Here is a 16780-nt window from a genome sequence, read left to right on the forward strand (position 1 = left end):
CCAAGTTAGTTTAACTCCTATTCTATTTTATAGAAAATATAATCTACCCCAAGTCGATGCAAGATATATTTGTAACCGATTGGGGGAAGGAGCGTATTATTATTTCATACGCGAAGATAAGTGTATTCCTTATTATAGAAATTTCACAAAAATAAATCAATTATATTAATTTTTAATTCAAGTATCAAAGATGAGAAAATCAATTCTCTTGTTTGTACTCTTTGCTCTGACGAATATCCCTCTCATGATTCTGGCACAGGGAGGATATAAAGTCACAGGACATGTAGTTTCAGCGGAAGATAATGAGCCGATGATTGGCGTGTCCATTCTGGAGAAAGGGACAACAAATGGTGTGATTACCGATGTAGACGGTAACTACATTCTTGAAATTAAGGGTACGGCGAAGGCTACTTTGCTGTTCTCTTATGTCGGTATGCAATCCCAGCAGCATGAAGTCAACCCGCATACGGGGACGTTGAATGTACGGCTGGTTTCGGATTCCGAATTAATAGACGAAGTTGTGGTGGTGGCGTACGGAACCCGTAAAAAGGGAACCATTGCCGGAGCCGTGTCCACTGTAAAAGCGGAAAAGATGGAAAATGTACCGGCAGCGGGTTTCGACCAGTCGTTGCAGGGACAGACGCCCGGTCTGACGGTGATCTCCAATTCCGGAGAACCCAGCAAATCGGCGGTCTTCCAGATTCGAGGCACGAATTCTATCAATTCGGGCACGTCTCCGTTGTTTATTCTGGACGGTGTGCCTATTTCGAGCGCTGATTTTAATACAATCAGTCCGGCAGATATCGAATCCATATCTGTGCTGAAGGATGCTTCTTCCACTTCTATCTATGGAGCCCGTGCGGCAAATGGCGTGGTGGTAATCACTTCCAAACGCGGATTGTCGCTAGACAAGGCGAAGGTATCGTTGCGTGCGCAGTGGGGGTTCTCACAACTGGCGTCGGATGACAACTGGATGATGATGAATACGCCCGAGCGTATCCAGTTTGAAAAAGAAATCGGTCTGGACTCCGGTCAGGATTACACCTTGCTTTCGCGTACCGATGTCAATTGGCTGGATGAAGTTTTCAACGACCGCGCTCCGTTGCAGAGCTACGAATTGTCGGTCAACCGTGCTACCGATCGCCTCAACTACTACGTTTCCGGTGGTTTTTACGATCAGGACGGTATTGCGCAGAACTCTACTTTCCGTCGTTACAACTTGCGTGCCAATGCAGAAGTGAAAGCAAGCAACTGGTTGAAGATGGGAACCAACACAATGATGGCTTATGAAGAAGTGGCGCAGGCAGAAGAAGGAGAAATGGCACTTTATACTCCGATCTCCGGTTCACGTTTCATGCTGCCTTATTGGAGTCCTTATAATAAGGACGGTTCTCTGGCTTCGCAGAACGACGGAACTTGGACGGGAACCGGACAGAACCCTATCGAATGGATGTCTAATAATCCGGTGAACCACAAGAAGTATAAATTGTTGTCTACCGTCTTTGCAGAGCTTACTCCGGTAAAAGACCTCACTGTGCGTGCACAGTTCGGTGCGGACTATGCGCACTCTACGGCTTTCATGCAGTCTTTCCCGAGCTACATTATCAATAACAGTTCAGGTAGCGCCGGACGTAGTTCATCGGATATCCTGAATCTGACGGAAACCGTTACGGCAAATTACCGTTGGGCGCTGAACGACGACCATTCTTTCAATTTCCTGCTGGGACAGGAAGGCGTGGACTATCGTTCTAACGGATTCCAAGTAGTCACCAGAGGACAGAACAACGACCGTCTGACAAATGTCACTGCCGGTACGCGCGCCTCTTCATGGGTGGATACCACTAGCTCTTACGCTTACTTGTCGTTCTTCTTCCGTGGCGAATACAACTATAAAGATTTATATTATGCCGAAGGTGCTGTACGTACCGATGCTTCTTCCCGTTTCGGTAAAGACCACCGTTGGGGTACTTTCTGGTCGCTCGGTTTTATGTGGAACATCAAGAATGAGGTTTTCCTGAAAGACGTGGAATGGCTGACAAGCGCACAAATCAAGTTGAGCACCGGTACATCGGGTAACTCGGAGATTAATTTCTACCAGCATCTCGCACTGGTTTCCGGCAACGCCAATTACTTCAACCAAGCAGGCCTGTATCCTGCACAGAGCGGAAACGAAGATCTGGGTTGGGAACAGACATGGGCAAACAACGTCGGCATAAATTTCGGTATTTTCAACCGTGCGAACGTGAACATCGACTTCTATCATAAGAAAACCACCAATATACTGATGAACGTGCCTACTTCGTATGCTAGCACCGGCGAAGGGTGGCGTTGGGAAAACATCGGTGCCATGATGAACCGCGGTGTGGAAATAGCGGTAGACGGTGATGTGATCCGCACGAAGGATTTCATTTGGAACCTGAGCGCCAACGTTTCTTACAACAAGAACAAGTTGCTTGAACTCTACAACGGCGTGCAAGAATATGTAAACTCCACCACCGGATTGAAGTATGTAGTGGGACATCCCGTACATGAATACTTCATGAACCGCTATGCAGGCGTAAATCCTGCCAACGGAGACGCTCTGTGGTATACTGCTGACGGAGAACTGACTACCGAATTCCGTGAAGAAGACAAAGTAATGACCGGCAAGACGTTCGACTCTCCGTGGGCGGGCGGTTTCGGGACAACCCTTACATGGAAAGGTCTTTCACTGTCGGCACAATTCAGTTGGATGGCAGACCGCTATGTGATGAACAACGACCGTTTCTTTGAAGAAAGTAACGGACTGTACAGCTCCTACAACCAGTCGAAACGACTGCTGTATGACCGTTGGAAGAAGCCGGGTGACGTAACGGATATTCCCCGTTATGGCGTGGTAGCCCAGTTGGATGACCGTTTTCTCGAGAATGCTTCTTTCCTTCGTCTGAAGAATCTGACGCTGGCTTATTCGCTTCCGCAGTTGTGGCTGAAGAAGACCAATTTCTTCTCTTCCGCCCGCATCTATCTGCAAGGGCAGAACCTGCTGACATGGACCGGTTTCACCGGACTCGACCCGGAAGTGGCCGATAATGTTTACAGAGCACAATATCCGTCTTCGCGCCAGTTTACTCTGGGGGTTGAAGTTTCATTTTAACTAGTACATTAAAGAAACATGATTAAGAAATTTAAATTATATATCTTGTTGGCTGCCGTGGCATGTTCCACCATCTCCTGTTTGGATAAGATGCCGGAGGATTCCATTCCTTTCGATGACGCTATCAAGACGGTGGATGATGTAAATCTGGCAGTGGTAGGTATTTACGATGCTTTTAAGAACAGCGCCCTTTATTCCGGCAACCTCACTTTGCTGCCCGACTTGCAGGCGGATTTCGTGTACGGAATAAACGGAAATACGAATACTTACGGAGACATCTGGCGCTGGAAAGACATTCTGGCTACCAATACAAGCATTGAGGCTGTATATGCCGGATTGTATAGTGTAATCAACCGGTGTAACTTCCTGCTCGACCGCGTGGATGCGGTGAGAAAGAACACAACCGATGACAATGACCTCGACCAGATCGACCAGTGTTGCGGAGAAGCTTATTTTGCCCGTGCGCTTGCTTATTCGGAGTTGGTGAAATGTTTCTGCAAGGCTTACGAAAGCGATGCGGAGGCAGCCAATGAACTGGGTGTTATCCTGACCCGGCACTATCAGGGAGATGAGGAAATGAAGCGTGCTTCGCTGAAGGACTCTTACCAGTTTATCCTCGACGATCTTGACCGTGCAGCCGAACTGTTGGCATTGGATAAAGATTATGATCCAGCTACCGACGGCGCTTTGTTCAACAATGCTATTTATTTCAACGAATACACTGTCTACGCTCTGCGTGCGCGTGTCGCTCTTTATATGAAGAACTGGGAAGATGCTATCAAGTATTCCAGCAAGGTGATAGACAGTGGTTACTACCTCCTGTCCAGTTGTACCCAGAACTATACTTCTACCGCCAGTTATTATAAGTATATGTGGACCAACGACAACGCTACGGAGATTATCTTCAAAGTCGGTTTTACCATTGACTCTTATGGCGGCAGGCTGGGAACGATTTTCTTTAATTACGATTTCAGTACAGTCCGTCCCGATTACGTGCCGGCAGAGTGGGTTATCAACTTATACGATAACAACGACTTGCGCGTATCCACTTTCTTCCTGACCTATCAGACTGGTTACAGCCACGGGCTTTCATGGCCTTTGCTGATAAAGTATTTTGGTAATGAATCGTTTGTAAACGAGAATATTCTTCACGTGTGCATGCCGAAAGTGCTCCGCTTGTCGGAACAGTACCTGATTCGTGCCGAAGCATATGTCAGTCAGTCGGCTCCCGATTATGGACGTGCCGGAAAAGATATTACTGCGCTTCGTACGGCTCGCTACGCTACTTACGGAGGTTCTACCGCCTTGAGCGCATCCAATGCGATGAAGGTGATCAAAGAAGAGCGTGTGAAGGAACTTTATATGGAAGGTTTCCGTCTTCACGACTTGAAACGTTGGCATGACGGATTTGAACGCAAGCCGCAGGCACAGTCATTGGAGAACGGCAGTAAACTGAAAGTAGAAGCCGATGATCCTTTGTTCGTATGGCCGATACCGCAGCATGAACTGGATGCTCCCGGCTCACAAGTACAACCGAATGAAAGTAACAAATAAGATTAAAAGCATACGATAATGAAGAAATTATTAATAGGATGTATGGCAGCCGTCGCTGCGCTGACGGTTTTTTCCGGCTGCGAGCAGGACAAGGTGACATACAGCGGAGCTAATTATCTTATGTTTTCTGACACGCTTTATACTTATGCCGTGCAAGAAACGAATGAGATATTCAACGTTCCCGTCGCTGCTACTGTGGCAGCCAACTACGACCGCACCTTTGCTGTGGAAGTGATAGACCGGGAGAGCAATGCCGTAGAAGGCAAGCATTATAAGTTATTGTCGAACACCGTCACCATCAAAGCGGGCGAAAGAGTTGCCAACTTGCAGGTGCAAGGTATGTATGACAGTATGGAGATTACCGACTCGCTGGGCTTCTCCCTACGGCTCGTCGTGCCCGAAGAAGATCGTTGGGATATTTACGGAACAGGGGCGAAAGTGGTGATGCAGAAGATTCTTCCGTTTGACATTCAGGAGTTTACTGGATGGTGTAAAGTCACTTCCAGTTATCTGTCGTCCGATTATTATCCGAAGAAGACGGACATTCGTCTGGTTAAGTCGGATGTAGTGGAAGGCAAGGAGAATACGATTGCTATTCATGGTCTATATTTTGACGGTTATGATACGGAAATCACTTTCAACCGGGAAGATGTATTGGAGCCGTTGGTTGAAATGGAAGAACATATGTGTGCCACTACGGCAGAGGCTTTCAACACCATTCACGGTGACGGAAAGTTGCTGATGAGCCAGCCGGCAGCTTATACTTCTTTCTATAGTACGAATGAGACTTTCATCATGCAGTATGTCACATTGAGTGTGAACAACAAAGATGGTTCGCTTTATGGCATAGTGGGCACGTTTATCAATATCATCGAATGGATAAGTGATGCGGAAGCGGAAAAATTAAAAGAACAAGGATATTAAAAAAATAAGTAATAGAAAATAGATATGAAAAAGTTTAGTTTAAAACCACAAGGAGGTTCCTGCATGAAGATGTTCTGCAAGAGTTGGCTCTTCATTGGCTTGCTCGCAACTTTCTGTTTGGCGGCATGCTCGGACGATGATGATAAGGCGGAGACTCCTGTATTTCCGGCAAAGCAGAATATCGTCTGCAATGCTGGTGAAACAACCGATTTTACTTTTACGGCGAATACAAACTGGAGCTTGGCTTCTTCTGCCATTTGGTGTAAGTTCAAAAGTGATACTACGGAAGAATATGTGGTATCCGGAACTGCCGGTACGCATACAGTAACCGTTATGGCTACGGACGACGACCAAAAGATAGAGAAAGCGAGCGTAGCTAAATTGGAATTGACAATGGATGGTGAGACTATCGTGATTGGTGAAGTTACTCGTTCGGCTGTGGGTACGGAATTGAAGATATTCGACCTTGAGGGAAATGAAATCGATAAAACCATTGGACTTAAGGTAGGATATGACAACTTTGCTCAATTCAAAGTAAAAGCTAACTTCCGTTTTGCTGCTACTAATCTGCCGGGCTGGGTAGAACTGCAAGGTGGTTCTTTTGTTGGCGCTGTGGATAAAGAAGTGACAGGCGGTTTGAAGATCATACAAGATGAAAATCGTGAGAAGTATCCGGTTGAAGCAAATATTGAGAAAAATGTGATTACGTTTGCCGATGAAGAAGGAAAAGCATTCTATGAGTTTCCTGTTTATTATGAGGGAATGAATCCAACGGAGATAAAACTTACTACTCCAACAACTTTTGCTACAGGTTGGGTTGTTACAATGGATGGAAAGACACTTACTCAACAAAGTATAGGTGGTACAGGAACTACAACTCTACAAAGGAGACTGCCATTTACTATTAAAACTTTGGAAGATGACTATGTAATTGTATTCATGAGTAAGGGTTGGGACGATAAAATTCACCTTGTAGGTTCAATGTATGACTTCTTTACTTATGACTGGATGCATTGCGAAGGGGAAAAGGGGAATTTAAGTATCATTATTGATGAATATAAGCCTAACTCTTGGAATGGTGATCCAGAAGAAAGAAGCGGGTATATTCTTGCATTTCCACGTGAAGTATATGAAAGGGATATTAAAGATAAGGAAGAAGAAGTTATTCTTGATGAAGAAGGAGAAATAGAGTATAGATATGAACAAAGTAATCTTATCATGGCTTTTACTCAAAAAGAAGTGAAAGAAGAAACGGGACCGAAAAGCTTTTTGATAAAGAAATCTGGATATGAAGAAATTTCAGCAACGCAAGCAACTGATGAGGATATATTAAATCTTCTTCAAGGAAACTATCAGCTAGAGAATGCTAAGGTTTATTCAATCTCCGCTGATGCAGGAAATTACTTCTCTATTTATCCCTTATTATCAGACAGTGAATGGACGGGAGAGGCTTATGTTATTAATCGTGAGGATAAAGATGTAGAAGTACGTCTCGAAACTTCAATGGATTCTGATGGTATGTATTTGGGAATCACTATACCTACTCCTTTTACAGAGGATTTAATAGTTGTTTTTAAAGGAACTGATTGGATCTTTAAGAAAGCTCTGGTAATTACTCCTGCCAATTAATTAACTTAGATAACTTAGTAAATGAATTTACATAAATTATACTCAATATTCTTCCTGCCGCTAATCGTCAGTCTACTGACAATAGTGGTAGTAAGCGGTTGTTCCGACGATGATGAGGAAATACTGCAAAGCCAATACGGCTATGTGCAGTTCAAACTCTACAAGGACGCCTCTTTTGGAAAGGAAGGAACCACCCGTGTGACGGACAAACTGGAAACGTTGTCTACGGCACAGAAGATAAAGGTGGTGATGGTGCACAACGGTACCACCGTTTCACAAACATTGCCCTTGAACTCATATAATGCAGGCAATGCGGAATATGGTGTGCGCAGTGATAAATTGAAGTTAGTAGTCGGTACGTATAAGGTGATCGGTTACGTGCTGTATGACAAACTCGATAAGGAAATCATGGCAGGTCCCGGTGGAGATAACGAAGATTTTACCGTTATAGCCGGAGGACTTCAAGAGAAAGCATTGACAGTAGATGCCGTATCTCGTGGTATGCTGACTTTCAAGTTGACGAAACAATGGGCTAACACACGTGCCACAGGTGAATATCTGTTCAGCAGCATTCGCTTTATCGATGTCACCTTGATGAATACCTTTACCCGTGAAACTACAGAGTTGAAAGGCATGAAGGTTACTTATAAAGAAGGTTCAAAGGAAAGTGTGAATCCTGCTAATCCGGAAGATAAGTACATGGATATAGAAGAAGCAACCTGCGACTCTGCCGTATGGGTTCCTTCCGGTACTTATCAGGTAGTAGCTTATACCACTTACACACAAAAGGGTATCACGAAACCCCAACTGGAAACGCAAGCTGTAAGAAGCGAGCCTATTGTTGTGAAAGATAACGAACTGACAAGCGAAGCGATCGTACCTATCCAGTTAAAGGAAACCGCAGAATATATCAAGGACTATAAAGCCTTGAAACAAATCTGGGAGGCTTTGGACGGAAAGAATTGGAGCTACAATGGCGGTACGGTGGATAATACAGTTCACAGTAAAAACTGGAACTTCAATAAGGAACTGGATATGTGGGGGAACCAGCCGGGCGTCGAACTGGACGAAAACGGTCGTATAACCGGACTTTCGCTCGCAGGCTTCGGTGCTAAAGGAAGAGTGCCTGATGCTATCGGACAATTGACGGAGTTGAAAACCCTTGCTTTCGGTACACACAGCGAAATGCTGAGCGGCAGACTATTCGGTGACGAAGAATTGACACCAGACATGGACGATGCGAAGAAAGAGAGGATACGCATGCACTATAAGCGGACTTTCCTTGATTACGACCCGCGCTCTCATATGTCGGAAATGCTGCAAGAAAGCATCAACCGTGATCCGGATATGAAGCCGATAAAGAAGGATAACCGCATCACGCTGAAAGATACGCAAATCGGTACGCTTACCAACCGTATCACATTTATCTCGAAAGCTCTCATGCGGTTGACAAAATTGCAGAACCTTAATATCGCCAATTCACCTATTCTCGCCGATGCTATTGCTACGGAGTGGGAGAATGAGAACTCGGAATATGCTAAGCAGTATGCTGATGAAGATTTGAGTTGGAGCAATCTGAAAGATTTAACAGATATAGAGCTTTATAACTGTCCTAAGATGGATAGGGTTCCGGATTTTATCTATGAATTGCCCGAGATACAGTCTCTGAACCTTGCCTGCAACAAAGGCATTAGTGCCGGTCAACTGAAAGCTGACTGGACAAAGCTTGCTGAGGAGAAGACTGGTCCTAAAATCCAGATACTTTATCTGGGTTATAACAATCTGGAAGAATTTCCGCCGTCTGAGTCTTTAGGGAAGATGGTTAAGCTTGGCTTGCTCGATTGCGTGCATAATAATATACATACGGTACATGCTTTTGGTACGAAGGTTAAACTGACCACCCTGATGTTGGGCAATAATCAAATTGAAGAAATTCCGGATAACTTCTGTGCTTTTACCGAGCAGGTAGAAGGACTGAACTTCTCTAATAACAAGTTGAAATATATCCCGAATATCTTCAATGCCAAATCAGTATATGTAATGGCATCAGTGGATTTCTCTTACAATGAGATCGGCTCGGTGGATGGAAAGAATATTAATTGTTCTATGGCGGATTATAAGGGTATCAATGCCAGCACAGTCAGTCTGTCAAATAATCAAATCAGTAAATTCCCTACAGAACTGTTTGCAACAGGTTCTCCAATTGGAACTATTGATTTGAGCGGTAACATGATGACCTCTATTCCGGAAAACTCACTGAAACCGAAGAACGGAAACTATAAGAATACGCATCTGCTCACGGTGATAGATTTGCGCTTCAATAAGTTGACAAGCCTGTCGGATGACTTCCGTGCAACGACTTTGCCTTATTTGACAAATATGGATGTCAGCTACAACTGTTTCTCCAAGTTCCCGACGCAGCCGCTGAACAGTAGCCAGTTGAAAGCTTTCGGTATCCGCCACCAGCGCGATAAGGATGGTAACCGTACTTTGCGTGAATGGCCTACGGGTATCACTACTTGTCCGAGTTTGCTGCAATTGCAGATTGGTTCGAATGATATTCGTAAAGTGAACGAAACACTCACTTCACGGCTCTATATATTAGAGATTGCAGACAATCCGAATATCTCTTTGGATGTAACCAGTGTATGTCCTTATATCGAGGCAGGCATGTATGTATTGCTTTATGATAAGACACAGGATATTCGTGGTTGTGATGCTTTGGGTATTGAACGATAATATAAAAGATTCTATTAATGAAGTATATTAGTAAAATAACATTAGGACTGATTCTTTGCACGGCGTTAGTGACCTCGTGCAAGGATGATGACGAACCGGGAATCGAGGGGCTTGCATTGGATAAGACCGAAATTACGATGGGTGCCGAAGGTGGAGTCGAAAAGATTGCCGTATCGTCCAGCGATCAATGGGTGACGAGCACCAAGGAACCTTGGTTAGCCATTTCGCCTGCCAACGGTATCGGTTCGGCGGTATGTGAGATAGCTATCGACTCCACACTGCAAAACCTTGCACGTACAACGGAGATACTTTTCGCCATGAACGGCAGAACACCTCAAAAGGTAACGGTTACACAGTTTGGTTTTAGCAAGCAAATCTTGATAAAAGAGTCGGAAGTGAAAATAGCTAGTTCGGATCGTTACGACGAACGTGTTTTCAAAAGTACTATCTCTACAAATGTCAAATTCAGAATAGACGGAGTAGATTATTCTTTCGCTGAAGAGGCAACTATGTCGGAGGAACAAAAAGCGGATGCAGAGAGTGACCGCGCAGATTGGTTGACATTGCCGAAAGAGAAAGATTTGAATGTGGAGTTAGACCGTGGAGCGCGTCCGCGTACCATAAAAGTAGATTTCCGTTGGGGAATGAATGTGGTTCCTTATACCCGTGTAGCTAAAATTCGTCTGATTCCGGAAGATCCCGAGGACCTGAAGGATTTGGTCGATGAAAACGGTAATAAGATAGATGCAGTGGTGCTGACTGTGAGACAGGAAGCTGCTATGAAGATTGAAGATAACCGTTCGGGCGACTCGCTGGCGGTGATTACTATCAATAATAAACTTCAGTCTATGACGCAGATTGATGCCAGTGAAAATATGATGAACTGGGCGAATGTGACGCTTTGGGAAGCTACGGATAAAGAAATACAAAACAACGAACTTCCTGAGGAAGCGGTAGGCCGTGTGCGTTCTGTAAGTTTTGCGATGATTAACCTGCAAGATGGTGAAGCCTTGCCCAAGGAGATTCGGCATTTGAAATATATAGGAATCATTCGCAGTTCAGAGTAATGAAAACAGTCAGATCCGTACAATCTCTCTAGGAGAGGAAATCGGTGAGTTACAATATTTGAAACATTTGACTGTATATTCTGTAGGTATCAATGCTTTCCCCGATAATTTTATTAACTTAGGGAATAAGCTGGAAACATTGTATTTGGGAAGTAACAATTTCCCGTCATTGTCTGTGATTACCAATGTGGTGAATCAGAAGAATTTCGGCAAGTTGAAGGCTTTGACATTGACCGGATGCCGTGCTACGGATGTATTGCGTGATTTAAGTCTTATTAGTGGAGGCAAATATAATGGAAGAGACGTCGGCTTGCATGCAGACGTATCCAAAGAATACACGGAAAAAGAAGCCTTCTTGAAATTGTTGACATGGGATAAGTTGATTTCATTAGAAATGTCGTATAACTTCCTCGAAGGAGAATTCCCGACGGACGAAGAAGTGAAGAATGCGTTGACAGCAGCGAAGAAACCGCTTACTTATCAGCAAGAAGATTTCTTTACTAAAGATGAACTGGATGCTACTCCTGCTATCTATGAGTCTAAGTTATCTCAGGATACTTGCCAATGGTTGTTATCCACTGACAATTGGGTTACTTATAAGGATCAGGATGCGTTAAGAGGACAGGATATTCTGCGTGTATTGCCGTTTGCCCGTACGTTACATCTTAATCAGAACTTCATGACTGGTAAAATACCGAATTGGTTGCTGTTCCATCCGTACTTTGCATACTGGAATCCGGAAACGATGGTATTTAACCAGCAGGAAGGGGGTAAGAATTCTTCAGGAGATACAGTTGGATTCAGCAATGTGGAACTCGTGAACTACGATTATTCTTACTACTACGGCAGTGAAGACCCTGGAACAAACCAAAAGGTTGACGGCGTAGCTTATCCGTTGTATTACAAAGTATTTGTATTATCGGATACAGTAGAATAAATATCATTAACAAGAATAATTTAATAAGGAACAATGAAGAATAAATTCTTATATACAGCACTGTTTGCCTTGACGCTGACTGCCTGCTCGGAACAAGAGCTGATTGAACAACCGTCCACCCCGACAGGGGGGACGGAAGTCCAACTTCCGACGGATGTCACTTCCGGTGAATTGCTGATAAAGTTCGACCCGGCAATGACGGAGATCCTTGACCGGACTCTTGCGGTTGCTACCAGAAGCGGGGGAGCTATGACCCGTTCCGGGATTCCTTCTACCGACGAGGTGTTGGCTATTCTGGGGGCTTATCATTTTGAACGTATATTTCCGGTAGATCCCAGAAATGAAGAACGGACCCGCACCGCAGGATTGCATCTGTGGTATCGGGTGAAGTTTGATGAAAATACGGATGTGAAAGAAGCAGCCCGCCGGCTCAGTCAGTTGGGCGAAGTTTCCAAAGTACAGGCAAACAGCCGCATTCAACGTGCTTACAAGAAACAATCCTATCGCACTTATATTAGCGAAAGCGCTTTGAAACAAAAGGCAACTACGCGTGCGGGGAAAACAGAAAGCATATTCGATGATCCCGGTCTGTCGTATCAATGGCATTATATCAACAGCGGAGTTAATGCATTTGATAATCAGAATGAACTGCAGAATGGTTCGAAAGCAGGATGTGATGTCGGTTGTGCGGAAGCATGGAAGAAATGTACGGGTGACCCGTCTATTATTGTTGCCGTGCTGGACGAAGGCGTCATGAATACTCATCCCGACTTGATAAATAATATCTGGATTAACGAAGGCGAAAAATTGTATGCCGGTAAAGATGCCGACGGTAACGGTTATGAGGATGATCAGTACGGTTACAACTTCGTAAGCAATTCGCCTGTTATTACATGGCAGGATATCAACGATTCGGGACATGGCACACACGTTGCCGGTACGATTGCTGCTATGAACGGCAATCACGAAGGCGTCTGCGGTATCGCCGGTGGCGACGGTACACCTAATTCGGGCGTGAAGATAATGTCGTGTCAGGTGTTTTCCGGTGAGTATGGTGTGAGTCTGGATGGTGAGGCGCGGGCTATCAAATATGCGGCAGATAATGGCGCTGTTATCCTGCAATGTAGCTGGGGTTACAACTCTGCTTTGGCAAGTCTGGTAGACGGATATACTCCGGGTCCGGGTTCGGAAGAAGAATGGTCGGAACTTTATCCGCTGGAAAAAGAAGCATTGGATTACTTTATCAACAATGCCGGTTCTCCCAATGGGGTGATCGACGGTGGTCTGGCAATTTTCGCTTCCGGCAATGAATATGCGGCTATGCCTTCTTTCCCTGCTGCTTACTCTAAATGCATATCAGTAAGTGCGGTGGCTGCCGACTTTACTCCGGCTTCTTATACCGACTATGGTAAGGAAGTCACGATCTCAGCTCCGGGCGGTGATACGGAATATTATAATCCGGTGGGAGAGAATGATCCTGAAATATGGGAAGAAATAGACGGTGCTCATTCCGGTTCTATTCTCTCCACATTGATAAAGGACGGTCAGCCTGCCTATGGATATATGGACGGTACGTCTATGGCTTGCCCGCATGTATCGGGAGTAGCTGCACTGGGATTGTCGTATGCCGTTAAGTTGCGTCGTCACTTTAAGGCAAGCGAGTTTGTGGAACTGCTGAAAAAATCAGCGAAGCCGCTGGATCCCTATTATAGTAATGGAGCAGTGAAAAGGTTCTATCGTAACCATCTTACTCACGGAGCTTCCGCTACGAAAGTAGAGTTGTCGAGATACGTCGGCAAGATGGGTGAGGGACTGGCAAACGCCGGAGAGTTGTTGAACAAAATCGACGGCAGCGGTTCGGATATGGTAGTGCCTAACGTATATGTGTCAGAAGCAGCAACATCGACGGTAGACCTTGCTTCCTACTTTGTAAATGGCGAGAACCTGACTTATACCTGTACATCTGCTGATACAGCTATTGCTACGGTAAAGGTAACAGGTACGCTGATGGAGGTATCCGGCGTAAAAACCGGAGCGACCCGTATCACGGTGAAAGTAAGCAATGGAACGGAGCAAACAATCACCGTCACAGTTCGTAAAAAAGCCAATGACAACGGTTGGATGTAATTTTGATATTCAATGAAACCCATTATCTGGATACGGTTATTTATATGTTGTGCGGTTGTCGGACCGTTCCGGGCGGTAGAAGCCCGGAATGTCCGTTCCGTTCTGCAGGAGGAAGAAATTCTGCGTTTCGACCGGACGGTGCTGGATGTCGGTACACTGACCGAAGACGATGCTCCGCAGACCTACCGTTTCACTTGCACGAACGTAAGCGGTAAAACCGTGAAGCTCACCTGTGTGAAGACAACTTGCGGTTGTACGGCGGCTGATGTCCGTATGGGAGAGATTCTTCCGGGCGAAACAAGAGTGATAGCATTGACTTACACTCCGAAGAATCATCCGGGAACGATCGACACGAATGCTTTCATCTATCTGGCTTCTTCGGACAGTCTGCCGGCGGCACGCCTCACCTTAAGAGGAAATGTGCTTCCCGGAGCGGATGAATGGGCGCGCTATCCATATGTAATGGGAAAGTTGAGGCTGAAACAAAATCGGATGGAATTTCGCGAAGTGGCTGCTGGAAAGCGTCTTTCGGAACGAATTCTGTGCGGTAACAGCAGCGACAAACCACTACGCTTGTCGGCTTCCCAGCTTCCGGCATTCGCTGCTTTCCGTACGGAACCGGAAGTGATCACTCCGGGTAGTGAAGCCGATATAGTGGTTACGATAGATAGCTCACTGATTCCTGCGGATAAAGGCAGTTCATTTACCTTTCCGCTTGTGATAGAAGGAGTGGAGGGGCAACCGTCGGAACGGACATTGAATATTAAAGTAAACCGTATTAAATAACGATAAAATAAAAAGAAGACATGAAGAATATTTTCAAATTAATGGCTTTATTCGCCTTCGTGCTTTGTTTCTCATCTTGTGATGACGATGAAGATACAGCCCTTCCTACATTGCCGGTCACTGCTGCCAATCTGAACGGAGTATGGCAACTTGCCGAATGGAACGGGCAGCCTTTGGCGGAAGGTACCTATTGCTACATAAAGTTTAACCGCAAGGAACTCACTTTTGAAATGTACCAGAAGTTCGACAGTATGTACGCACGTTGCATCACCGGTTCTTTCAAGATTAAGAACGACCCTTATCTGGGCTACGTGCTTAGCGGAGACTACGATTTCGGCAATGGAGAGTGGAATCACGATTATATCGTAACCGATTTGCAGGAATCTGGCTCTATGGTCTGGACGGCAAAAGATGATGATAGCGACGTGAGCAAATATGTGCGTTGTAACAAAGTGCCGGACGAAATTATAGCGGAAGTAAAAGTGGACGAATAAAATTGATTTTTAGCTTCTTTAACAGAAAAGGAGTATATAAAACTTTTCGAAATATAAATACCCCTCACAAAACTCTTTTGTGAGGGGTATTTTTAAACAAAAAAATTGCTGATCTTTTATTGTCATGCAAATGGATGGTAAGTAAAAGGAAAATAGGTTTTCAATAATAATATTCTTAAAAAAATACGCCAAAAATATGGGAATTTATTTGATAATTCCAAATAACTCGTTATCTTTGCATTAAATTTATAATTGTAATGAATACAACTTTGAAAAGAAGGAAGAGATAATGAAATCATATGAACGATTATTAGAGCATAATATCAAGCCTTCCATGCAGCGTATCGCTATCATGGAATATCTGATGGATAATCCGATTCATCCATCAGCTGATGATATATATACTGCACTATCTCCTTCGATGCCGACACTTTCAAAAACTACGGTTTACAATACTCTGAAATTGTTTTCTGAACAAGGAGCGGCCTTGATGCTTACGATTGATGAGAAGAATACGAACTTTGATGCTGACACTTCCGTACACTCTCATTTTTTGTGCAGGCGTTGTGGACACATTTATGATTTGAAATGCCCGGAAGCCATAAAACAAGTGGAGAATGTAGACATGGATGGTCATCAGGTATCAGAAGTTCATTATTATTATAAAGGTATTTGCAAGAATTGCTTAAGTAAAGATAAAGAAACACGTATTGACTAATTAATTTAAAATTGAGAAGAAAATGAAAAAATTTAGATGTACTGTATGCGGTTACGTTCATGAAGGTGACGCAGCTCCTGAAAAATGTCCTTTGTGTAAAGCTCCTGCCAGCAAATTCGTAGAAGTGGTTGAGGTAGAAGGTGGCGCATTGTCTTTTGCTGACGAACACGTTATTGGTGTGGCAAAAGGTTGTGACGAAGAAATGATTAAGGACCTGAACAATCACTTCATGGGAGAATGTACTGAAGTTGGTATGTATTTGGCTATGAGCCGTCAGGCAGACCGTGAAGGTTATCCTGAAGTAGCTGAAGCTTTCAAACGTTACGCTTGGGAAGAAGCTGAACATGCTGCTAAGTTTGCAGAATTGTTGGGCGACTGCGTGTGGGATACTAAAACAAACCTGCAGAAGCGCAAAGATGCTGAACAAGGTGCATGCGAAGATAAAAAACGTATCGCAACTCGTGCTAAAGCTCTGAATCTGGATGCTATCCATGACACTGTACATGAAATGTGCAAAGACGAAGCTCGTCATGGTAAAGGTTTTGAAGGATTGTACAACCGTTATTTCGGTGATAAGAAATAATTAAGCCTAATAAACTCTTAAAAGGTCTGTATTCTGCAACGAATACAGACCTTTTTTATTTATATTTGTCTATCAATTTTTAAATACCA

Annotated in this window: 10 protein-coding genes and 1 pseudogene; all 11 read left to right on the plus strand. The window is 44.4% G+C overall.

Features of this window, described 5'->3' with window-relative positions; genetic code table 11:
• The first annotated feature begins 190 nt into the window (after positions 1-190).
• Entirely contained in the window at positions 191-3133 is a 2943-nt protein-coding gene (locus tag NXX38_RS15690) for a TonB-dependent receptor (RefSeq protein ID WP_217721516.1), read from the plus strand.
• An 18-nt stretch (positions 3134-3151) separates the two neighbouring features.
• A complete protein-coding gene (locus NXX38_RS15695; RefSeq protein ID WP_258980111.1) occupies positions 3152-4687 on the plus strand; it encodes a RagB/SusD family nutrient uptake outer membrane protein in 1536 nt (511 codons plus the stop codon).
• 18 nt (positions 4688-4705) lie between these two features.
• Positions 4706-5611: a DUF4984 domain-containing protein gene (locus NXX38_RS15700; protein ID WP_195649048.1), complete on the plus strand. Its 906-nt coding sequence runs from the start codon at positions 4706-4708 to the stop codon at positions 5609-5611.
• A gap of 24 nt (positions 5612-5635) precedes the next feature.
• Positions 5636-7240: a DUF5003 domain-containing protein gene (locus NXX38_RS15705; RefSeq protein WP_195649049.1), complete on the plus strand. Its 1605-nt coding sequence runs from the start codon at positions 5636-5638 to the stop codon at positions 7238-7240.
• 21 nt (positions 7241-7261) lie between these two features.
• Entirely contained in the window at positions 7262-9979 is a 2718-nt protein-coding gene (locus NXX38_RS15710) for a DUF4458 domain-containing protein (RefSeq protein WP_195649050.1), read from the plus strand.
• A 17-nt stretch (positions 9980-9996) separates the two neighbouring features.
• Positions 9997-11983 (plus strand): annotated as a pseudogene (locus NXX38_RS15715) (hypothetical protein).
• A 33-nt stretch (positions 11984-12016) separates the two neighbouring features.
• A complete protein-coding gene (locus tag NXX38_RS15720; RefSeq protein WP_217721519.1) occupies positions 12017-14110 on the plus strand; it encodes a subtilase family N-terminal domain-containing protein in 2094 nt (697 codons plus the stop codon).
• A gap of 12 nt (positions 14111-14122) precedes the next feature.
• Positions 14123-14896 carry a DUF1573 domain-containing protein gene (locus tag NXX38_RS15725; RefSeq protein WP_148366152.1) on the plus strand — a complete coding sequence of 258 codons (774 nt, stop codon included), beginning with the start codon at positions 14123-14125 and terminating at the stop codon, positions 14894-14896.
• Positions 14897-14916: 20 nt separating this feature from the next.
• Entirely contained in the window at positions 14917-15390 is a 474-nt protein-coding gene (locus tag NXX38_RS15730) for a lipocalin family protein (protein WP_148366153.1), read from the plus strand.
• 289 nt (positions 15391-15679) lie between these two features.
• Positions 15680-16108 (plus strand): Fur family transcriptional regulator, encoded by a 429-nt coding sequence (locus NXX38_RS15735; RefSeq protein WP_195649053.1) that lies wholly within the window; start codon positions 15680-15682, stop codon positions 16106-16108.
• Positions 16109-16130: 22 nt separating this feature from the next.
• Positions 16131-16691, plus strand: a complete 561-nt coding sequence (locus tag NXX38_RS15740; RefSeq protein WP_004297333.1) for an NADH peroxidase — start codon at positions 16131-16133, stop codon at positions 16689-16691.
• The last annotated feature ends 89 nt before the right edge of the window (positions 16692-16780 follow it).

The sequence above is a fragment of the Bacteroides sp. BFG-637 genome (assembly GCF_024793605.1).
Classification (GTDB): Bacteria; Bacteroidota; Bacteroidia; order Bacteroidales; family Bacteroidaceae; genus Bacteroides; species Bacteroides vicugnae.